The 20,904-nt window shown below is 71.8% G+C and carries 16 protein-coding genes; 8 read left to right on the forward strand and 8 right to left on the reverse strand.

From position 1 onward, the window contains the following. Positions 1-27: 27 nt before the first annotated feature. Genes AB0K10_RS23140 through AB0K10_RS23160 form a run of 5 tightly spaced genes read left to right on the forward strand, consistent with a single transcriptional unit; the run spans position 28 to position 7,737 of the window. Positions 28-3,438, forward strand: a complete 3,411-nt coding sequence (locus AB0K10_RS23140; protein ID WP_363686594.1) for an ATP-binding protein — start codon at positions 28-30, stop codon at positions 3,436-3,438. A gap of 1 nt (position 3,439) precedes the next feature. Further along, positions 3,440-5,395, forward strand: coding sequence for an MFS transporter (locus tag AB0K10_RS23145; protein ID WP_363686596.1), 1,956 nt, complete (start codon positions 3,440-3,442; stop codon positions 5,393-5,395). Next, positions 5,392-5,949: a hypothetical protein gene (locus AB0K10_RS23150; RefSeq protein WP_363686598.1), complete on the forward strand. Its 558-nt coding sequence runs from the start codon at positions 5,392-5,394 to the stop codon at positions 5,947-5,949. Before AB0K10_RS23145 ends, AB0K10_RS23150 begins: the two co-directional genes overlap by 4 nt. After that, entirely contained in the window at positions 5,913-7,124 is a 1,212-nt protein-coding gene (locus AB0K10_RS23155) for a M23 family metallopeptidase (protein WP_363686600.1), read from the forward strand. The genes AB0K10_RS23150 and AB0K10_RS23155 overlap by 37 nt, the downstream gene beginning before the upstream one ends. Positions 7,125-7,137: 13 nt before the next feature. Continuing rightward, positions 7,138-7,737, forward strand: coding sequence for a hypothetical protein (locus AB0K10_RS23160; RefSeq protein ID WP_363686602.1), 600 nt, complete (start codon positions 7,138-7,140; stop codon positions 7,735-7,737). Positions 7,738-7,742: 5 nt separating this feature from the next. Here AB0K10_RS23160 and AB0K10_RS23165 read toward each other — a convergent pair whose 3' ends face one another. Next, the gene (locus tag AB0K10_RS23165) at positions 7,743-8,297 is read right to left on the reverse strand and encodes a hypothetical protein (protein WP_363686780.1); all 555 of its coding nucleotides are present in this window, start codon (positions 8,295-8,297) and stop codon (positions 7,743-7,745) included. Between the two features lie 194 nt (positions 8,298-8,491). Here AB0K10_RS23165 and AB0K10_RS23170 point away from each other — a divergent pair, with 194 nt between their 5' ends. Together AB0K10_RS23170 and AB0K10_RS23175 are read left to right on the forward strand one after the other, a co-directional pair. Beyond that, a complete protein-coding gene (locus AB0K10_RS23170) occupies positions 8,492-11,053 on the forward strand; it encodes an FtsK/SpoIIIE domain-containing protein (RefSeq protein WP_363686604.1) in 2,562 nt (853 codons plus the stop codon). 97 nt (positions 11,054-11,150) lie between these two features. After that, complete coding sequence (locus tag AB0K10_RS23175) at positions 11,151-11,801, forward strand: hypothetical protein (protein ID WP_363686782.1); 651 nt, start codon at positions 11,151-11,153, stop codon at positions 11,799-11,801. Between the two features lie 124 nt (positions 11,802-11,925). On the opposite strand, the gene folE is transcribed toward AB0K10_RS23175, so the two are convergent. The 4 genes from folE to AB0K10_RS23195 all read right to left on the reverse strand — a co-directional run bounded on the left by folE (position 11,926) and on the right by AB0K10_RS23195 (position 15,985). Next, entirely contained in the window at positions 11,926-12,591 is a 666-nt protein-coding gene (folE, locus tag AB0K10_RS23180) for a GTP cyclohydrolase I FolE (protein ID WP_363686784.1), read from the reverse strand. A gap of 35 nt (positions 12,592-12,626) precedes the next feature. Then, positions 12,627-14,645, reverse strand: a complete 2,019-nt coding sequence (gene ftsH / locus AB0K10_RS23185; RefSeq protein WP_363686606.1) for an ATP-dependent zinc metalloprotease FtsH — start codon at positions 14,643-14,645, stop codon at positions 12,627-12,629. A 514-nt stretch (positions 14,646-15,159) separates the two neighbouring features. After that, on the reverse strand, positions 15,160-15,735 hold the full coding sequence (gene hpt / locus AB0K10_RS23190) for a hypoxanthine phosphoribosyltransferase (protein ID WP_124775502.1): 576 nt from the start codon (positions 15,733-15,735) through the stop codon (positions 15,160-15,162). A gap of 100 nt (positions 15,736-15,835) precedes the next feature. Then, positions 15,836-15,985 (reverse strand): hypothetical protein, encoded by a 150-nt coding sequence (locus AB0K10_RS23195; RefSeq protein ID WP_363686798.1) that lies wholly within the window; start codon positions 15,983-15,985, stop codon positions 15,836-15,838. Between the two features lie 138 nt (positions 15,986-16,123). On the opposite strand from AB0K10_RS23195, the gene AB0K10_RS23200 reads away from it, so the two are divergent. Beyond that, positions 16,124-17,086, forward strand: a complete 963-nt coding sequence (locus AB0K10_RS23200) for a helix-turn-helix domain-containing protein (protein ID WP_363686608.1) — start codon at positions 16,124-16,126, stop codon at positions 17,084-17,086. A gap of 21 nt (positions 17,087-17,107) precedes the next feature. Here AB0K10_RS23200 and tilS read toward each other — a convergent pair whose 3' ends face one another. The 3 genes from tilS to dacB all read right to left on the reverse strand — a co-directional run bounded on the left by tilS (position 17,108) and on the right by dacB (position 20,758). Further along, entirely contained in the window at positions 17,108-18,109 is a 1,002-nt protein-coding gene (gene tilS, locus AB0K10_RS23205) for a tRNA lysidine(34) synthetase TilS (RefSeq protein WP_363686610.1), read from the reverse strand. A 10-nt stretch (positions 18,110-18,119) separates the two neighbouring features. Continuing rightward, positions 18,120-19,190 (reverse strand): zinc-dependent metalloprotease, encoded by a 1,071-nt coding sequence (locus tag AB0K10_RS23210; RefSeq protein ID WP_363686612.1) that lies wholly within the window; start codon positions 19,188-19,190, stop codon positions 18,120-18,122. A 92-nt stretch (positions 19,191-19,282) separates the two neighbouring features. Next, a complete protein-coding gene (dacB, locus tag AB0K10_RS23215; protein ID WP_363686786.1) occupies positions 19,283-20,758 on the reverse strand; it encodes a D-alanyl-D-alanine carboxypeptidase/D-alanyl-D-alanine-endopeptidase in 1,476 nt (491 codons plus the stop codon). Positions 20,759-20,904: the final 146 nt, after the last annotated feature.

The following is a 20,904-nucleotide window of genomic DNA, read 5'->3' on the forward strand; positions in this document are numbered from 1 at the left end:
TCCGTCGCACGACGCGGGTGAGGTGGCATGAGTCGCTCTTCCACGCCGGGTCCCCCGGCCGGCCGCCCGGCGGCGCCGGCCAGTCACCGTGCGCAGTCATTCGATTACCCCGAGGCCGAGGACGAGGTGGCGCTCGACCCCGCGCTGGTGACCTCGCCCGGCCACGGCGCGGTAGGCGTGTTCCAGGCGCCTCGACCGGTCACCCGCCGAGCGCCGGCCGCCGAGCCCAGCGCGGTTTCGGCCGGCGAGAACGCCGACATCGACTCACCGTTCCTGGACCTGTTCGGTGGCGCGCGACCCGGTGGTCAGCGTGCTGTGACAGCAGGTCCCGCGACCCAGGAGCAGTCGACGATCCCGCCGCAGCCGCCCGCGGTCGTCCCGGCGCCGGCCCGACCGACTCCCGAGCTGGAGCCACCGTGGACCCCCGACGACCGGCCCACCGGCGATGGGCGGGCGGTCGCCCACCCGGCCGGTGACTCTCGTGTGCCGCACCAGGTGGGTGAGCGACGACCGATGCGGCACCCCGCGGACCCCCAGCCGACGGCCACGGATGCGTCCACGTCGACGGCTACCCACGGCCGGTTGCGGGGCGCGGACACCGACACCGGCCCATCCAGCGCCGCACCCGTCGGTCAGACGACCGCACCGGCGGAGCGACCGAGCGCCCCGGCGGCCCCGGCAGACCGGTCGACCGCGCCGGTGGAACGGCCCACCAGCGCCGCTGCGAGCGACCGGCCGGCCCTGGAGCAGGCACCCCGCCGTCTGAGGTCGGAGCGACCCAAGGAGGCCGGGAAAGAAGTCGCACCACCCCGCCAGCGGGCCGCGAGCCGCCAGGACCGGCCGATCAAGCCGACCCGGGTCCGCGCCCCGAAGATCAAATTCGGGGACCGGGATCCGTCGGTCGAGCTGGCCATCACCGAGATCGCCGGCCACCTGACCTTCACCCCGCACACGGTCACCGCCTGGTACTGGCTGCCCGAGGTTCGTTGGGCCTTCCGCCCGGACGCCGAGCGCGAGGCGTTGCTGTCGGCGATCTCCGAGCAGTACGCGGGCCTGGCCGGTTTCCGGCTCCATCTGCGGCGGACCACCCGCCCCTTCCCCGCCGACGAGTGGGCGCGCACCATCGACACGCACACCCCGGCGCCGCTGCCCGACGTCGCCGGCACCACCGGCTGGGCGGACCATCTGGTCGCCGCCCAGCGGCACCTCATGGCCGTCAACCACGCCGAGGGGCAGACCTACCTGGGCGTCACCTTCGCCCGCCGCTCCCTCGGCGACTCCATGACCGAACGACTGCTCCGCACCTTCGGCCGGGGCACCGCCGACGGCGAGCGCCGCAAACTGGGCCGCACCGTGGAGCAGTTCGACGAGGTTCTCGGGGCGTTCGGCATGCGTGGTCGACGAGTCACCGCCCAGGAGTTGGAGTGGCTGCTCTACCGCTCGGTGGCGCTGTGCATGTCACCCCCGGGCCGGCTCTCCCCGGTGACCGACGGGCACTGGGAACGCGGCGACCTGCTCGCCCTGACGGAGCAGGTCGAGCGCTACCGCACCCCGTACGGCTCGACGGTGAAGCTTGTCAACCGGATGACCGGCGAGGAACGGCACGTGGCCGTGCTCGCCGTCGGCCGGATGGAACCGCTGGAGATCCCGGAACGCCACGAGCCCTGGCTGCACTTCCACGAACGACTGCCCTGGCCGATGGAGATCTCCACCCGGGTCGACATCCTCGGTTCGGGCGACTCGTTCCGCAACCTCGAACACCGGCTGCGGATGATCCGGTCCCAGCAGCTCGACTACGCCGAGCACGGCATCGACGCTCCCCCGGAGCTGGAACGGCTCGCCAAGCGGGCGCTGGTGATCGGCGACGAGATGACCACCGGGCTTCCCGTCGACTCGGCCCGCGCCCACGGCTGGCACCGCATCGCGGTCGGCGGCCGGACCAGGGAGGAGTGCCTGGAGCGGGCCCGTCGGCTCATCCAGCTCTACTCCCGGGAGCTGCGCATCTCCCTGCAACACCCGAAGAACCAGGACTGGCTGGCCCGCGAGTTCATCCCCGGCGAGCCGATCGCCAACACCGGCTACGTCCGCCGGATGCCGGTCCCGCTGCTCGCCGCCGCGCTCCCCCAGGCCGCCTCCACCGTCGGTGACCGGCGGGGCGACCTGATCGGGCGTACCGCCGGCACCTGCCGCCGCCCGGTCTTCCTCGACCTGCACTTCCCCATGGAGGTACGCGAACGCTCCGGGCTTGCGGTCTTCGTGGCCGAGCCGGGTGGTGGCAAGTCGACCCTGCTCGGCGCGCTGGGCTATCTCGCCGCCCGGCGAGGGGTCCAGGTGACACTGCTCGACCCCTCCGGGCCGCTGGCCCGACTCTGCGCCATGCCCGAGCTGCGGCCGTACTCCCGGGTGTTGAACCTGACCGGATCCGAGCACGGCACCCTGGCGCCCTACTCACTCATCCCCACGCCGCTGCGCAGCGAGTTCGCCACCGGCGCCGCCGGTGACCGCGAGTTCGAGATCGCGGTCTCCAACGCCCGCGCTGAGCGGCGCATGCTGGTCCAGGACATCTGCATGATGCTCGTGCCGCCGCAGGTGGCCCGGGAGGCATCCACCGCCACCCTGTTCCGGCACGCCGTCCGGCAGGTCCCCGCCGAGGAGACGTCCACCCTGGACGACGTGGTGAGCTGCCTCGGCCGACTCGACGACGACGCCGGTAAGGAACTGGCGAACCTCCTTCTGGACACCGCCGAGATGCCGCTGGCCATGCTCTTCTTCGGTCGGCCGCCAGAGGGTCTGCTCGGTGCCGACGCCGCGCTGACCGTGATCACGATGGCCGGGCTCCGGCTGCCGGACCTCAAGATCGAACGAGAGTACTGGTCGGCCGAGGAAGCGCTCGCCCTTCCGATGCTGCACACCGCGCACCGGCTCGCCGTTCGCCGCTGCTACGGCGGGTCCATGTCGTCGCGCAAGCTCGTCGGCCTCGACGAGGCGCACTTCATGGAGGGCTGGCGGTCGGGCCGCTCGTTCCTCGTCCGGCTCGCCCGGGACTCCCGAAAGTGGAACCTCGCCGCGCTGGTCGCCTCGCAGAACCCCCGCGACATCCTCGGCCTCGACGTGCAGAACCTGGTCTCCACCGTCTTCGTCGGCCGGATCGCCGAGGACGCCGAGATCGCCTCCGAAGCGCTGCGGCTGCTGCGGGTGCCGGTCAACGACGGGTACGAGGCCACCCTGGCCTCGCTCTCCGCCGCCGACACCAACTCGGCCAACCGCCTCGGCTTCCGCGAGTTCGTGATGCGCGACGTCGACGGCCGAGTGCAGAAGGTCCGCGTCGACGTCTCGTACGTCGAAGGTCTACTGGACCACCTCGACACGACGCCTGCCGCGATCGCCGCGGCGGCCGGAGTCCTGCCGACCATCTCCCTGCCGGATCTGGAGGCGTGACATGGCTGGGCCGCGGGCACGGATCACCTCGTTCCTGCTCGCGCTCGGCGTGCTGGCCGGGGCCACCCTCAGCTGGCCGTTGCTGGGCGCGGAGGCGGCCGCGGCCGCCCCACCCGTCGCCCAGGCCCGCGCCGACCTCTGCACGACCCCGGAATGGCAGGCCGACTTCCAGGGCTGCGTGGCGAAGCTGAAGCAGGTAAGCGAGACGGAAATCGATTGTCGGAAGCCGCCCGTGCCGTCCGCCCCGGATTCGGGCCTGGCCGGCTGGTTCGCCTCCCGCTCGGAATCGTCGAAGCAGCCCGGTCCAAAGGGCATCTACAGCGACTACGGTTACGGCGGTTACAGCTACAACACCTATGACGTAGATGGCGGATGCGCCTCCACCGTTCTCCATCCCGATTACAAGTTCACCACTACAGTCGCCAACGGTGAATTCATGATTGCCACGGCGGTGGTGGGTGCCTCAAACGCTCTGCGGGAGCGGGCTTGGGACCCTCGGACGATGTGGAGTTGGGCCGACCCGCTGGTGGAGAAGGCCACCAAGGCGGTCTACCAGAAGGTGTTCAGCGTCTTCGGAATCATCACGCTGTGCGTGGTGGGTCTCTACCTCCTCTGGCGCTCCCGCCAGTCGGACATGAGCAACGCGATGACCACGGCAGGCTGGGCTTTGCTGGTTATGGTGGCGGTCACGGCGCTGGCCGCCTGGCCGGTCAAGTCGGCGAACATCGCTGACGGCACTCTGATCACCTCACTCGGTGTTGTGCACGACGCGATAGGCCCGGCATCCAGAGACATCCCAAGCGACAAATGCGTCCTCCCGAATCCGGACGCTTGCATCGACAAGCGGCCACCAGCCGTTCGGGCCAGCGACACGGCAACTGAGTCGATGCTCTACCGGAACTGGCTGAGGGGTGTGCTCGGTTCGGCCGACAGCGAGACCGCCAAAAAATACGGCCGCGCACTCTACGATGCCAAGTCGCTCAATTGGAGTGAGGCGGAATCCGTGCGCTCCAATCCCGCAACTCGGAGTGTCGTCCTAAAGGCCAAGCAACAGCAGTGGATGACGGTTGCCGAGCAGATCAAGACCGAGGACCCGGAGGCGTACGAGTTCTTGACGGGCAGCCGGGACATGGATCGAATCGGTTCCGGATTCATTGCGGTGCTCGCGGCTGTGCTCTTCGCCATGTTCGACCTGACGGCGTCTGTGCTGGTCCTGCTGGGCTTCCTGATCTTCCGGTGGGCGGTGATCGCGGCACCTATCCTGGGCACCGTCGGGCTTCTCCGACCGGCGAGCGCCGGGCTACGGCGTCTGGCGAACGCCGTGGTCGCCGCAGTCTTCAACATCGCCATCTTCGGCACCGGAGCCGCCATCTACCTGTTCGCGGTTGATTTGATCATGAGTACACCCACCCTGCCCGGCTGGCTCCAGGTGGTGCTGGTGTGGCTCTGCGGGGTGGTCGGCTGGCTGCTGCTGCGACCGTACCGACGGATCACCCAACTTGGCGGCAAGGACAGCAGCGAGGCGGTCAGCTCCGCCGGCTCCTGGCACCGGAGGTTCTTCCGGGATATGCGGGTCGCTGCGCGCCTAGACGTGGTGGAGCCCGGCGGCACAGCAGAACCCGTCGGCGGTCGCCGTCGGTCGCCGAATGCCGAGCAGACCCGGCTGCGGCCTGAGGCGCGGCGAGAGGATCCGGTCCCCACGTCGACCGCCCCGGCCGGTGGTGGGCGCGCTAACACCGGGCGGCCGGACGGTCAGGAGCGCGTGGACGAGGCACCGGCGCAGGAGTCAGGCGGCCGCCGTGGCGCGGTGCCGCCCCAACCTCGCCGACGACAGCCAGCGACCTGGACCGAGCCGGACGTGCCCGCCGAGAACCCGTCGTTCGTGGTCTACCGACCGGGGTCCACCGAGCGCGTGCCGGACCGCACCGGACCGCGGGTGCGCTCCGAGGCGCGGTGATGGCGATGCGACGGGCACTGGAGTTCCTCTTCACCCGGGCACTTCGGTCCCGGCTGGGCGTGGCGCTGGTGATCGCGGTGCTCATCTTCGGCGTGATCGGTGCGGCTCGGCTCGTTTCCGGCCCAACCGACTCCACAGATGGGTTGAGTAGTCGGCCGAACCGGCCGATCACCACCGTGGACCCGGCTGCCGGCGACGACGGTGCGCTCTCCACCGAGACACCACCGTCGCCGGTGACCCGGCCCGGTGCCCGCACGCCCGAGCAGACCGCCGAACGCTTCGCGACCGCCTGGCTCGGCCGTCCTGGAATGACCGCCGAAGAGTGGCAGACCGGAATGCGGCCACTCTCCACCCCGACGCTGATCGAGAAGCTGGACGGAGCCGAGCCCGCAACGGTGCCAGCTGAGAAGGTCGCGGGACCGCCGAGTATGGGGGACCGGACGGAATCGTTCGTCGAGATGCTGCTCCCCCTCGATGCCGGGCAACTCCGGCTGGAGCTGATTGCCTCCGATGGGGCATGGCTGGTCGATGTGGTGGACTGGGAGAGGCCGTGAACGACGTTGCTGGTGCCTCCGTCCGTCGACCGCCCCTACGAGTCGGCGTGATCGCCGCAGCGCTCACCGGTTTGCTGCTCCTTCTGTGCTGCACCGGGGGGACGGCGGCCTTCTTCCTCACCGGGCTCGGCGGCGATGAAGCAAAGGACGGGGACGACTTGGCGGCCTTGGCATGCGGGCCGGTCCGTCCGGTTAACGTCACGGGCGAACTGCCGCGGTTCAGCGAGTACGGCGACGCGCAGATGCGCAATGCCGCAGTCATCATCAAGGTCGGTCAGGACATGGGGGTGCCCTCTCGCGGCTGGGTAATCGCCCTGGCCACCGCGATGCAGGAGTCTGCACTGCGCAACCTGGCGAACAGCGGGGTGCCCGCGTCGCTGGCACTGCCACACGAGGGTGTCGGTGCCGACCACGACTCGCTGGGCTTGTTCCAGCAGCGACCGGGGTGGGGCACGGTCGCCGAGCGATTGAACCCCGCGTACGCGGCTCGCAAGTTCTACGAGAAACTCGCCGGCGTGCAGGGCTGGCAGCGCCGACCGTTGACCGCAGTCGCCCAGCGGGTCCAGATCAGCGCCTATCCGGACGCCTACGCCAAGCACGAGGAACTGGCCAGCCGCATCGTGAACGCGTTGTCTGGCGGCGCCGCCCGCACGGTCGAGATCAACGGTAAGGCGGTATGCGACGCGGCCGAGCGCGGACAGATCGCCGCCTCAGGCTGGACCGCGCCGATCTCCGGTAATGTCGGCTCCGGGTTCCGCACCGCAGGTCGACCCGGCCACGATGGAGTCGACATTGGCGCGGTCAAGGGCACCGAGATCCGGGCAGCAGCAACCGGTCGAGTGCTCGTGGCCAAGTGCGACCCGGACAATCGCGGTCGGGAGAGCTGCAACGTGGACGGCTTTCCCGGTAAGGGTGGCTGCGGTTGGTTCGTCGACCTTCTGCACGCCGGTGGCTACATCACGCGGTACTGCCACATGGTGGTCAAGCCGCGCGTTCACAAGGGACAGATGGTGACGGCTGGCGACGTGATCGGTCAGGTGGGCAGTAGCGGCAACTCGTCGGGCCCGCATCTGCACTTCGAGGTGCACTTGCGCAGTGACCGCAGCGCCTCCGGCGCGGTGAACCCGGTTCCGTTCATGCGTGACCGGGGCGCCCCGCTGCGCCGTCCGGCATGAGGTCACCACAGGCATGACTGGACCCTTGCCGGACCCGTTCGCCGACCAGCCCGATTGGGCACCCCAGCCACCCCACCCGCTCGCCATAGTTCCCGCCACCGAACGGGTGGAGTTACGCGGGCAGCGGGTGCTGGTGGGGCTGCCTGGGCTGGGCTGGCGCGGTGACCTACGCGCCGACGACCGGGTAGTACAGGGCGCGCGCACCTACGTGCCGGTGATCCCCGAACACGAGTGGTATCGCGCCGAGGCCGAGCAGGTCGAGGTGTTTGCGCCACTGGTGCCGGTCGAACGGGTCTGGGTGGAGAAAGTCGGCAGCCGGCTAGGGCAGGACGTAACCCGGACCCACGGCATCCGACTAGTCTCGCTAGACGGCCCCACGCACCCATCCCCTACTCCCGTCTTCGAGGCGGACGCGGTGACCGGGCGACGGGTGGTGCATGTCGAGGGTACCCAGGAGCACCGCAACCTGCGGGCTGTCACCGAGACCTATTCGGGGGCCGAGGGGGACATCTGCGTTCGCATCACACCCGAGGTGGAGTGGTATCGCTGGGCGTGGCGCGGTCAGTCACCCACGACTCTGGAGGTCCCCGTCCATCTGCTGTGGATTGAGTAGTTGGTTCAGGATCGCTCGGCTTTGCAAACCCGCCAGCTGTCTTGTTTCTGCATTTCAAATCGCCAGCGCTGGCGATCGCCCTGCGATATCCCGTCCACAAAAGCCGAGAGGACGAGGTCGACCTCGATGCTGGCGAGATCGCCCTGCCGCTGAACCTTGAGAATCTCCCAGCTTGTTGAGATCTTCACGCTGAAGCGCTGTTCACGCGCTAACAAATCTTCTCGAAGGCGCTGCAGATCGCCGACATCTGCATCGTTCTTACAAAGGAACTGGCCTGCTCTCGCATCGTTGCGTTCCGCTAGGAACGATTGAATGAAACCAGCCACCACCACGTCTGGCGCGCTGCGGTCGGGCGTCGTGGCGCGGCGGTACAGCACATAACCGGTGATGACGGCACCCATGGCGAGCAGGGCGAGCACCCCAGCGACCACGGTGAGCACGGTTCGCAGTCGGCGGCGGCGCGGTTGTGGCGCCGGCGCCGGTGGGGCCGGCGGCAGCTGCTCGGACGGGGTCCGTTGGGCCGGTACGCGGGAGACCTGGGAACCGGCGGGGGGCTGCACTGATTCCACCTCCTGAAGTTAACGGCTGGAGGGCCCGGAGCCAATGCCTCAGATCCAGCGGATCGTGACGGATCCCTCCCCACCGGTGAGATCCGCGACAACACCGGCGCAGCGCCGCGGTACCTCCCGGAGGAGCGGCCCTGGCTGGGATACCGTCACTGCTCGGGGAGGGGTTGCCGACCTCGGGTGAGGGGGTGGACACGGTGGCCGGTCCGAAGGCACGCACGAACCGCGCTGCGGCGCTGCACAGGCGGGCGGCAGCGGTCGTGACAGCCGCCGCCGGCATCCTCGACGAGACGCGACCGGCCCCTGCGGATCAGCGCCGCCAGTACGAGTTGGCCGACCGACTGCGGGTGGTTGCCGCGCGGCTGGCTCCGGGCTGGTCGGGTGACAGTCTGGACTCGCTCACCGTGGATTCTCCGGCGGGTGATGGCCCGCCGCCCTTTGTGCGGGTGGGTACGGCGACGCCGTTGGATGACGCTCGTTTTCCCGCGCTCGTACCGTTGATCGGGACCGGGCACCTGAGTGTCGATGCCGACGCGCGGGAGCCCCGGGTGGCGGGGCTGCTGCGGGCGGTGCTGCTGCGACTGCTGGGCGGGACGCCTGCGGGTTCGCTGCTGGTGCGGGCGGTGGATGCCACAGGTGCCGTGCTTACGCCGTTCGGCGCGCTGGCCGATGCCGGGCTGTTGCCGCCACCGGCGGTGGACGTCGAGGGCCTGCGGGCGGTGTTGACGGAGGCGGAGCAGTGGGTGACCCCGGGTGCGAGCGGGCGTCGTCGCCACGATCGCACCCTTTTGCTGATGGTCGCCGCACTGCCGGAGTCGACAGGCCCGACCGAGCTGGCGCGGATCGAGGCGCTGGCCGAGCAGGGGCCGTCGGCCGGCTTGCACCTGGTGGTGGCCGGCTGGCCGCCGCCGGGCCCGTACGCGTCCCGGCCGCCGTTGCCGCAGGCCACGTCGTTGGTGCTGCGCAACGCGTACGCGCTGCTCGGCGACCCGCCGGGGGCGTCGTTCGCGAACCCCGGGGCAGAGCCACCGGGCGGGTTGAACTCACCGGTCTTCGTGGAGGCGGACCCGCCTGCGGATCTCGTCGACGCGGTCTGTCGTCGGCTCGCCGCCCAGGTGGAGGCGGGCTCCCGGTTGGCGTTGGCGGATCTGCTGCCGGCGACGGGTGAGCGGCTCTGGGAGGCGGACTCCACGGACAGTCTGACCACGATGGTGGGTGACGCCGGGGGCCGTCCGGTGCCGCTGGGCTTCACCGAGTTGACCCCGCACTGGCTGGTCAGCGGCCGGTCCGGGGCGGGTCGAGCGGCGTTCCTGACCACCGCGCTGCTCGGGCTGGCCGCCCGCTACGGCCCGGACGACCTGGCGCTCTACCTGGCGGATCTGGGCGACGGTGAGTCGTTCGTGGAGTTCCTGCAGACCGAGCGGGACCGCTCCTGGATCCCGCAGGTGCGGGCCGCGGCCATGGCTGCCGACCGGGAGTACGTCCGGGACCTGCTCGACGAGTTGACGGCCGAGGTGCAGCGCCGCGCGGAGGCTGCCGAGCGGGCCGGTGGGCAGCGCTTCGCGGAGCTGCGCCAGCACCGCTCTATGCCTCGCATCGTCTGTGTGGTGGACAATGCGCCGCTGCTCTTCGCCGAGCGGGATCGGCTGGCCGCCGAGTTGACCGTGCAGGTGGACGGGCTGGCGCGCGCCGGCCGGGCGTACGGCGTGCACCTGGTGCTGGCCGGCGCGGGTGAGCTGGGGTTGAGTGCCCGCGCGGATGCGGGGCACCGGGATTCGGTGCTCGGGCAGTTCCCGGTGCGGGTGGCGTTGCCGGGCGGCAGCCCGGTGCTGGAGCCGACAAACGACTCGGCCGCGGGTCTACCGGTGGGCAGCGCGGTGGTGAACACCGCAGGAGGGCTCGGTGGTCCCCGGGGCGCGATCCGTGGCCACGAGCGGTTGATCCGGCACCCGGATCCGCTGGACCATCCGGAGGTCGTCGAGCAGCTGCGGCACGAGCTGTGGGCGGCCCGGCCGGCCGGGTCGACGCCGCCGGTGGTGTTCGCCGGGTACGCTCGCCCGCTGCTGAACAACGACCCGCGTCACCGGGCGGCTCTCGCGGGCCAGGCACACGGGCCGGCCGCTCTGCTCGGCCGGGCGGTGGACGTGGCCCGTACGACGGTTGCCGTTCCGCTGGGGCCGGCGGCCGGGCGCAATCTCGCGGTGCTGGGCTCGGGGCCGATGGCGGGTGGCCTCTTGGCGACGGCGGCCCGGAGCACCGCGGCCCACCATGCGCCGGGAACCGCCCGGTTCCTGGTGGCCGCGCCGGACCAGGGGGCACGCCCGCTGGCGGAGGCGTTGACGGCCGAGCTGGCCGCCCGCCATCCGGCCCGCCTGGTGGACGTGCCGACGCTTCTCGCGGACACCGACGGGGAGCTGCCGACGTACCTGGTGGTCTTCGGGTTGGATCGGCCGGGGCCACGGGAGCTGCCGGCGGACCGGTTGCGCGCGCTGCTGCGGGACGGGCCACCGACGGGCCGGCACCTCCTGGGCTGGTGGCGGGCGGTGCCACCGTTCGCCGCGCTGCTCGAGCCGGACGGCGAGGTCGACAAGCTCGCCGCCGTCGTGGTGCTGGACGTACCGGCCGCGCAACTCACAGCTGTCTTCGGCCGAGCGGTGGAGTGGCGGGCGCACCCGGACCGGGCGGCGCTGTGGGACGGTCCGGACGAGCGGGGCACCGTCCTGGTGCCGTTCGCCGACGGGATGGGGTGAGCGGACGGTGCGGGCGGGAGGTGTCGAGGTGGGGTCGAACGCGACGGTGACGGGGCCGGGGCGGCAGCGGACCGCCGGCTCGGACAGCGAGAGCACGGTGCCCGCCGCGGAGCCCGTCGTCGGCTGGGCCGACTACCTGGCGGCGGCGCGCCAGCTGGACGCGATCCGTCGCGGGGCGGCTGCGGCCGCCGGCGAGCAGGCCCGCTCGGCGGAGGCCGCCCGGGAGGAACTGACTGTCGTCCGTGCCGGGCTGGCGAGTCAGCAGGAGCGGCTGCGGGAGCGTGGCGTACCCGCGATCTCGCTGGCGCCGTCGCCGCCGGAGCTGACCGAGGCGGCCCGGTCGATGACCGGCGGCCCGGCCGCCGTGCTGGCGGCGCTGCGGGCCGCGCGGGGTCGGGCCGAGGCGGCGGACGCCGCGTTGGCTGCTCGTCGCGGCCTCCGGGCGGCGTCCTGGCCCGCGCGGGCGCGCAACCTCCTGGTGTACGGGCCGCTGGCGCTGCTGGTGCCGCTGATCCAGGTGGTGGTGTACGCGGCGACCGGTACGGGCCCGGCCAGCGTGACGGCCCTGATAGCCGGGTTGCCGATGCCTGCGGTCGCCTTCGGCGTCGGCTGGGTGGGTGTCGGGCGAGCGTTCCGCGGCAGCCCCGACGAGCGGGTGGACCGCACGACGCGCTTCGGCGCGCTGGTCTGCCTGGTGCCGGCGGTGCTGGTCACGGCCGTCCTGCTGCTGGCCCTGCTGGCGGGCTGACGCGCCGACGAGCGGTCCGGGCCGGGCAACGGTCCGAAGACCGCATCGCGGACGCGACGGCCCCGGAGACCGCGGCGGCCGGCCGCCCCAGATGGGCCGACCGGCCGTCGTGGCGTTCGGGAGGTCAGCGGGGGATGATCAACGCCATCGCCTCGGACCGCGACTTGGAGTCCGACTGGAGGATGCCGCGCACCGCCGAGGTGATGGTCTTGGCACCGGACTTCTGGATGCCGCGCATCGCCATGCACATGTGCTCGCATTCGAGCACGACGACGACGCCGCGCGGGGCGAGCTTGCTCATCAGCAGGTCGGCGACCTGTGAGGTGAGCCGCTCCTGCACCTGGGGTCGCCGGGCGAAGACCTCCACGAGGCGGGCCAGCTTGGACAGGCCGGTGATCCGCCCATCCGGGCCGGGGATGTAGCCGATGTGCGCGCTGCCGCGGAACGGCAGCAGGTGGTGCTCGCAGAGACTCATCACGTCGATGTCGCGGACGATCACCAGCTCTTCGTGGTTGGCCTCGAAGGTGGTGCTGAGCACCTGGGCCGGGTCGACGCGCAGGCCGGCGAAGAGCTCGGCGTACGCGCGGGCGACCCGGGCCGGGGTCTGCTGGAGTCCGTCGCGGTCCGGATCCTCGCCGACGGCGATCAGGATCTCCCGGACGGCCTTCTCGATCCGGCCGAGGTCTACCGCGTCCTCGACCGGACGGCCGGTCAGCTTGCCGCTGATCAGCCGCGCGGCCACGTAGTCCAGCTCGTCGTCGCCGTCGGGTTCGGTCGCGGAGACGGCCAGCTCCCGGTGCGGGGAGCTGGCCGTCGGGTCGTTGCTCAGTGCGTGCCGTCCGAGTTGTTGGACGGCGTCCCGCCGCCGACCGACGCCTGCGCGCCGTCGGCCTGGGCCTGCGCCTTGAGCTTGTCCTTCTCCGCGGGGGTGAGCACGGGCGGCTCGGTGGACGGCTGGCGCTTGCCGAAGCCGTTGTACGGAGCCAGCGGCGGACGCTTGACCACCCGCGCGCAGATCCGCGCCATGTCGGCAGTGGAGAGAGTCTCCTTCTCCATCAGCTCGAGCACGATGCTGTCCAGGACATCCCGGTACTCCACCAGGATCTCCCAGGCCTCGTCGTGCGCCAGCTCGACAAGTGCCCGCATCTCGCCGTCGATCTCGGCGGCCACCGAGTCCGAGTAGTCCCGCTCGTGGCCCATGTTGCGGCCGAGGAACGGCTCGTCCCCGCTGGTGCCGTACTTGATCGCGCCGAGCTTCGAGCTCATGCCGTACTGGGTGATCATCGCGCGGGCCAGCTGGGTGGCCTTCTCGATGTCGTTGCCGGCGCCGGTGGTCGGCTCGTGGAAGACCAGTTCCTCGGCGGCCCGGCCGCCCAGCGCGTACGCCAGGGTGTCGATCATTTCGGCGCGGGTCTGGGTGTACTTGTCTTCGGTCGGCAGCACCAGGGTGTGGCCCAGCGAGCGGCCACGGGACAGGATCGTCACCTTGTGCACCGGCGCGGCGTGCGGCAACGCCCAGGCGACCAGCGCGTGACCCCCCTCGTGGTACGCGGTGATCTTCTTTTCGTTGTCGCTCATCACCCGGGTCCGTCGCTGCGGACCCGCGACCACCCGGTCGATCGACTCCTCGAGCGAGTCGTTGCTGATCGCCCGCTGCTCCTTACGGGCGGTGAGCAGGGCCGACTCGTTGATCACGTTGGCCAGGTCGGCACCGCTGAAGCCCGGAGTGCGTCGCGCGACCGCGTCGAGGTCGACGTCGGGGGTGAACGGCTTGCCCTTGGCGTGCACCCGCAGGATTGCCTTGCGGCCCTCCATGTCGGGGGCGTCCACCGGGATCTGCCTGTCGAACCGGCCCGGGCGCAGCAGCGCCGGGTCGAGGATGTCCGGCCGGTTGGTGGCCGCGATCAGGATGACCCCGCCCTTGGTGTCGAAGCCGTCCATCTCGACGAGCAGCTGGTTGAGCGTCTGCTCGCGCTCGTCGTGGCCGCCACCCATGCCGGCGCCGCGGTGCCGGCCGACGGCGTCGATCTCGTCGACGAAGACGATCGCCGGAGCATTCGTCTTGGCCTGCTCGAACAGGTCACGGACCCGGCTGGCGCCGACACCGACGAACATCTCCACGAAGTCGGAACCGGAGATCGAGTAGAAGGGCACCCCGGCCTCGCCGGCGACCGCGCGGGCCAGCAGCGTCTTGCCGGTGCCGGGCGGGCCGAACAGCAGCACGCCCTTCGGGATCTTGGCGCCCAGTGCCTGGTACTTCGCGGGGTTCTGCAGGAAGTCCTTGATCTCGTACAGCTCTTCGACGGCCTCCTCGGCACCCGCGACGTCCGCGAAGGTCGTCTTCGGAGTGTCCTTGGTGATCATCTTCGCCTTGGACTTGCCGAAGTTGAGCACCCGGGAGCCGCCGCCCTGCATCTGCGACATGAAGAACAGCAGCAGGAGCACGAGCAGCGCGATCGGCAGCAGGTTGACCAGCAGGCTCACCCAGATGCTGTCCGACGAGACCTTGGCGTCGGCCGGGCCGGTGACCCGGTTGGCCGCCTTGGCGTCCAGCACCTGGTTCCAGATCTCGTCCCCAGCCTGGTACGGGAACTGGGCCTCGATCCGGTTGGTGTTGGTGTCACCGAACTTGGTCTTGTTCTTCAGGTCCAGCTGGAGCGTCTGCTCCTTGTCCTGGAAGACGACCTTGTTGATCTGGGCGGTGTGGAGCTGGTCGAGCGCAACGGAAGTGTCCACGCGGTGGTAGCTGGGACCAGCGGTGAACAGCTGACTGAGCACAACGGCGCCGAGGATGACCAGGATGATCCAGACCACCGGTCGGCGGAAGAAACGCGTACGTTCCATACTGTTGTCGAGCGCCGGAGCGCCCGCATCCTCCTGATCGACGTCCTGACCGTCTGATGGTGTCGCCGCCCTGGGCGGCGTCGGAGCCGCCGTGCGGGCCGGCCTCGACCCCGAGGCGCGAAAACTGCCGCGCCGCGGTCATTCGACGGTACACCGTGTACGCGAGGAGTGAGCTTGCGAGCCCCGCAGTCGTGTACCAATCAAAAGCCCGTGTACGCGACGAGCGAGCCTGCGAGCCCCGCCCCCGGCTCTCCATCGCCATCGACGACGGGCTCCGTGGACGGCCTCGCCGGCCCCGCGCGAGACGTACGGCGGGTTCGGGCAAGAACCGGCGTGGCGGGGAATCCGGCCCGGCCACCCGCACGCCCGGTCACGCGGTCGAGGGGCCGGGCGCGAAGTTGCCTCCGCGCCACCGGGCTCCACGGTAACCGGAAGAACTGAGAGCCCGCTGAACGTCGGCTTGATGAACGCCGATTCGAGTCGGCGTCACCGCACCCACGGGCGGGGCCCGGCGTCAGGAGCGGGCGTAGACCTCGGGCTTGAGCACCCCGACGTAGGGCAGCTCCCGGTACCGCTCACCGAAGTCGAGGCCGTACCCGACCACGAACTCGGTGGGGATGTCGAAGCCGACGTACTTCACTCCGACCGGTACCTTCACGGCGTCCGGCTTGCGGAAGAGCGCGACCACCTCGACGCTCGCCGCCGAACGCGACTCCAGGTAGCGCAGCAGCCAGGAGAGCGTCAGGCCGGAGTCGACGATGTCCTCGACGACCACGACGTGCCGGCCGGCGATGTCCCGGTCGAGGTCCTTGAGGATGCGGACCACCCCGGAGGAGGTGGTCCCCTGGCCGTAGGAGGAGATGGCCATGAAGTCGAGTTCGGCCGGGGGGCCGTTACGACCCAACGCCCGGGCGAAGTCCGCCATGAACATCACCGCGCCCTTGAGCACGCAGACCAGCAGCAGTCCGTCGCCCACGTGCGCGTAGTCGGCGGAGACCTGCTTGGCCAGCTCCGCTGTCTTCTCGCGGATCTGCGCCTCGGAAATGATCACGTGGTCGATGTCGGCGTCGTACCAGGAGCCGTCAGCCATGACTCCTAGCCTGCCGTACGTCGGATGGCCTTCGTCGGCGGGGCCGCACCTTTCGGTACGGTCCCGCCGGAGATTTTCGGTCTAAAAGAGGCCAAACGCATCAGCTGGTACGAGACCGCCAGCGGCGGCCGTCCTCGCTGGGCTTCCAGTCGGCCGAATCACGGCTGTCCACGGTGAGGCCTGCCGCCGAGGCGGCGGCGAGCAGGACGAGGAACAGGAGGAAGAGCAGGAACTCCATGGCGGCGCTCACTTTCGCATGGTTGCTGTCGGTTTCGCCGCCGGTGCGCACCGGACTGAAACCAGTCTGCGCCGGCTCCCGCCGCCCGGACAGTGGCAGGAATGCCACTGGGCATCGATTTACTGCCATCCCTCGGGTTACCCTCGTCACATGCTCCGATCCGTCGCGGTCCTCGCCCTCGACCAGGTCGCTCCCTTCGAGCTCGGCGTGCTGGCCGAGGTGTTCGGCACCGACCGGACGGCAGACGGCTTCCCCGCGTACCGCTTCGACGTGTGCAGCCCCGACGGTGCCCCCGTACGCACGTCCTCCGGCTTCCACCTCACCCCGAACGCCGACCTCGGCCCGCTGGAGGAGGCCGACCTGGTGGCCGTCCCCGCGCACAGTCAGGGCACTGTCGTTCCCGACCCGGTGCTCGCCGCGCTGCGCCGCGCCGACGCGCGAGGTGCGTACCTGTTCAGCGTCTGCTCCGGCGCCTTCCTGCTCGGCGCGGCGGGCCTGCTGGACGACCGGGAGTGCACCACCCACTGGCGCTACGTCGACGAGCTGCAACACCGGCACCCCCGTGCCCGGGTGCGCTGCAACTCCCTGTACGTCCAGGACGGCCGACTGCTCACCAGCGCCGGCACGGCGGCCGGCATCGACGCCTGCCTGCATTTGATCCGCCAGGTGCACGGCTCGGCCACCGCGACCCGCCTGGCGCGGCGGATGGTGGTGCCACCGCACCGCGACGGCGGCCAGTCGCAGTACGTCGAGGCGCCCATCCCCCGGGCCCCCGAGGCGCCGACCCTCGAGCCGGTGCTCGAGTGGCTGATGGGGCACCTGGACCGGACGATCACGGTGGAGGAGCTGGCCGCCCGCGCCGGCATGGCCCCGCGCACGTTCGCCCGCCGGTTCCGCGCCGAGACCGGCACCACGCCGCACGACTGGCTCACCAACCAGCGGGTGCTGCTCGCCCGGCGGCTGCTCGAGGAGACCCCGTTGAGCGTGGAGGCCGTCGCCGACCAGGCCGGCTTCGGCGACGCGGCCGCGCTGCGCCACCACTTCAGCCGCCGCGTCGGCGCCACCCCGCACAGCTACCGGACCACCTTCCGGGACCGGGCGCACACCCCCTGACGCGAGGCATCAGTTGCGGGTTCAACCAGTCGATTGGGAATCGGCAGGCGCCAATCGGTCGTCGCGGCGGAGCACTCGGCGACCACCCGGCAGGTCGGTCGGGCCCTGACCGTGCCAGCCGGTCACCAGCGCGTCCAGGGCGACGACGTGCCGGTGCGACAGCGCGCCCGGCAGCGCCCCCAGCTCACGCGCCCAGGAGTGCAGCACCCGACCGCGCACGGCGGGCGGAAGGTCGGCCAGCACGGACACGGAGAGCCCTCCGTCGGGGCACCGGGCCGCCGCCAGCGCCGTACCCGCCAACTCATCGAGCGCGGCGTTGTCCACAGCCACCAGTCGGGCGGTCCGCGCGAGGTTGTCCACCACGCCCGGCCCGAGCGCCCGTACCAGCGCCGGCAGCAGGTCAGCCCGCACCCGGGAGCGGGCGTACGACGGGTCGGTGTTGTGCGGGTCCTGCCACGGGTCGAGCCCGAGCGCGGCACAGGCGGCGCGGGTCTGCTCCCGACCGATCTCCAGCAGCGGGCGCAGCAGTGGCACCCCGCCCAGGTCCCGCCGGTCGGGCATCCCGGCCAGCCCGCGTGGGCCGGCGCCTCGGGCGAGTGCGAGCAGTACGGTCTCGGCCTGGTCGTCGCGGGTGTGCCCGGTGAGCACCGCGACCGCTTGGTGCTGCCGAGCCGCCTCGGTCAACGCCTCGTAGCGGGCCTCCCGGGCCGCCGCCTCCGGGCCGCCCGGCCGCCCGGCCACCCGCACCGGCACCGCCAACACCGGCGCGAAACCGGCCTCCCGGGCCCACGCGGCCACCGCCTCCGCGCGCCGCGCCGAGCCGGACTGCAGGCCGTGGTCGACTGTCACCAGGCCGGTGGGCCGACCCAGCCGGGGCGCCACGAACACGGTCGCCGCCGCCAGGGCCAGCGAGTCGGCCCCACCGGAGCAGGCGACAAGCACCGGGCCGCCGGACGGCAGGCCGGCCAGCGCGCGGCGGACCGCCACCCGGATCGCGGCCACCGGCGGGGCGAGCGCGGCCACCGGCGGGTTGTCAGCCGGCGGCCGGTACGGTGCCGGCCGGGCCGTGCACCCGGGCCACCCAGGCGTCCGGGTCGCCCAACTCGCTGAGCCGGGGCAGAGTGAGCGGCGACTTGAAGATCGAGTTGAAGCCGTCCATGCCGACCCGTTCGACCACACCGTGCACGAACTTGCGGCCCTCGGCGTACTGGCGCATCTTGACGTCCACCCCGAGCAGCCGGCGGATCGCCTTCTCCAACGGATTGCCCGCCTCACGGCGCCTGTTGAACGACGCCCGGATCCGCTCGACGCTCGGGATCACCTGCGGGCCGACACCGTCCATCACGAACTCGGCGTGCCCCTCCAACAGGGTCATCAGCGCGGTGAGCCGGTCGAGCACCGCACGCTGCGCCGGGGTCTGCACGATGTCCAGCACGCTGGTGCGGCTCTCCGGGTCACGGACCGCCTCGGACAGCGTGGCCACCCCGCGCCGCAGCCGCTCGACGAGATGCTCGCTCCCGCTGGACGAGGCGTCCACGAACGCCTGCACCTCGCCCAGGAAGTAGGCCCGCATCCACGGCACGGCGGTGAACTGGGTCAGGTGGGTGACCTCGTGGAGGCAGACCCACAGCCGGAAGTCCCGGGGATCGGCGCCGAGCTTGCGCTCCACCTCGACGATGTTCGGCGCCACCAGCAGCAGTTGGCCCGGGTCGGCGGAGAAGACCTCGTACTGGCCGAGCACCCGGCCGGAGAGGTAGGCCAGCACGGTGCCGGCCTGCACGCCGGTCAGCCGGGACCCGATCGCCTCGGTGAGCGCTCCTGGCTGCTTGTCGCCGGACAGCCGACTCACCAGCGGGGTGATCACCTCACGCAGGCCGGCGATGTTGGTGGCCGCCCAGTCCCGGCGGTCGACGACCCGCACCGGCGGGTGCGCCACCTGCGCCCGCAGCCCCGTGTAGTCGGCCACGTGCCCGGCCGCCTCGTCGGTGAGCCGACGCAGGTCACCGACCACGTCGGTGGCCTCGGAGTACGACACCCGGGGGCCCGACTTGCTCAACGCCCCCGCGGTGGCGGCGGCCAGATCCCAGTCCACGAACTGCGCCATGGACCCACCGTACCCGCGTCGCGACACCCCGGCCCGGGCTCGCGTCGGCGATCGACGTCGGTCGCGCGCCGGGGCCTCCGCCTCGACGGCCGTCAGCGGCACCCGCAGCCGGCCAGCGCGGCGGCGATGCGGTCCAGCGCCGGTTGGGCCGTGTCCGTCCCACCGGGCACCTTGTCGGTGAGCACCGCGAACGTGAGCAGCCGGCCGTCGGCCGTGGTGACCAGGCCCGCGATGGCGTGCACCCCGGTCAGGGTGCCGGTCTTGGCCCGGACCGCGCCCGCCCCCGCGGCGGTGCCCGGGGCACTTCGGTAACGCTCGCCCAGCGTGCCCGACCAGCCGCCCACCGGCAGGCCTCCGAAGACGCCGGCCAGCTCCGGGTGGTCCGGGCTCGCGGCCAGCCGGATCAGGTCGGTGAGCAGGGACGGGCTGATCCGGTTGAGACGCGACAGCCCGCTGCCGTCGGAGAGGGTGATCTCGTCGGCGGGCAGGCCCAGCTCTGCCACCTCGGCGTCCATCGCGGCGGCGGCGCCGTCGAACGAGGCCTTCTGGTTGCGGGCCAGCGCCACCTGGCGGGCCAGCGCCTCGGCCAGCAGGTTGTCACTCTCGCTGATCATGATGTCGACCAGCCGGATCATCGGCGGTGACTGCACGGCGCCCAGCTCCGTACCGGGAGGCGGCGTGCCACCGGCGGCGGTCGCGAGCGCGGGTGCCGTGCCCCGCTTGACGGCGCTGGCCGGTACGCCGAGCAGCCGGGCGAAGGACCGGCCTGCGGCGAGGTCCGGATCGGCGACCCGCTCGGCGCCGCCGGCCTCGGCCTTCGGGTCCTTGCGCGCGCCGTCGGTCATCAGAGCGGTCACCGCGCCGCCGTACCCGCCGGTCGGGATGTCATCGTCCCAGCCGGGGCCGTACACGGGGCCGGAGTAGATCGTTCCGTCGACGGTGACGCTGGTCGGGGCGGTGCCGCCGAGCGCGGTACGCACCTGCGCGGCCAGGTCGTCCAGGCGTGCCGCGCCGGGGTAGTAGCCCTTCTTGTCCACCGCGAGCGTGGGGTCGCCGCCACCGACGATCACCACCTCGCCGGGATTGGTGCCGGCCACCGCCCGGGTGGGGATCCGGTACCCGGGGCCACGGGCGGCCAGCACGGTCACCGCGGTCGCCAGCTTGGTCACCGAGGCGGGCACCGTCCCGTCGTCCGCCCCCTTGGCGAACAGGGTCTGACCGGTGCTCACGTCGGCCACCGAGACGTTCACCCGGTCGCCCAGGGCGGGCACACCGACAAGCGGGTCCAGCGCGGCTCGCACCCCGTCGGGCGCGGGCAGCGGGGCGTTCGGATCGGGCCCGTTCAACACGTCCGCCGGGTCGGGTTCCGCGGCGGGGGCGCCCGCGGTCGGCGTGGACGCGGCATCGTCGCCGAACCAGGCGGCGACCGGGCCCGGTCGGATCACCACGACACCGACACCGGTCAACACCAGCAGCACCACCACGGCCAGCACGGCCACCAGCCGCCCCCGGCGGCGGGGCGGGGTCGGCGGCGCGGAGGGCGGTTCGTCGTCGGCCGACGACGGCAGCGCGGAGACAGGCGGGCCGAGCGGGGGTACGCCGGTCGGAAAGCGGACAGTCGGGCCGTCACCGGACGGCACCCCACCCCGGGCCGGGCTGCCCGGGGCGGCTCCGACCGGGGCGTGGCCGGTCGGGGTGGCACTGTCGGGCGCCC

Source organism: Micromonospora sp. NPDC049274 (assembly GCF_040678875.1).
GTDB lineage: Bacteria > Actinomycetota > Actinomycetes > Mycobacteriales > Micromonosporaceae > Micromonospora.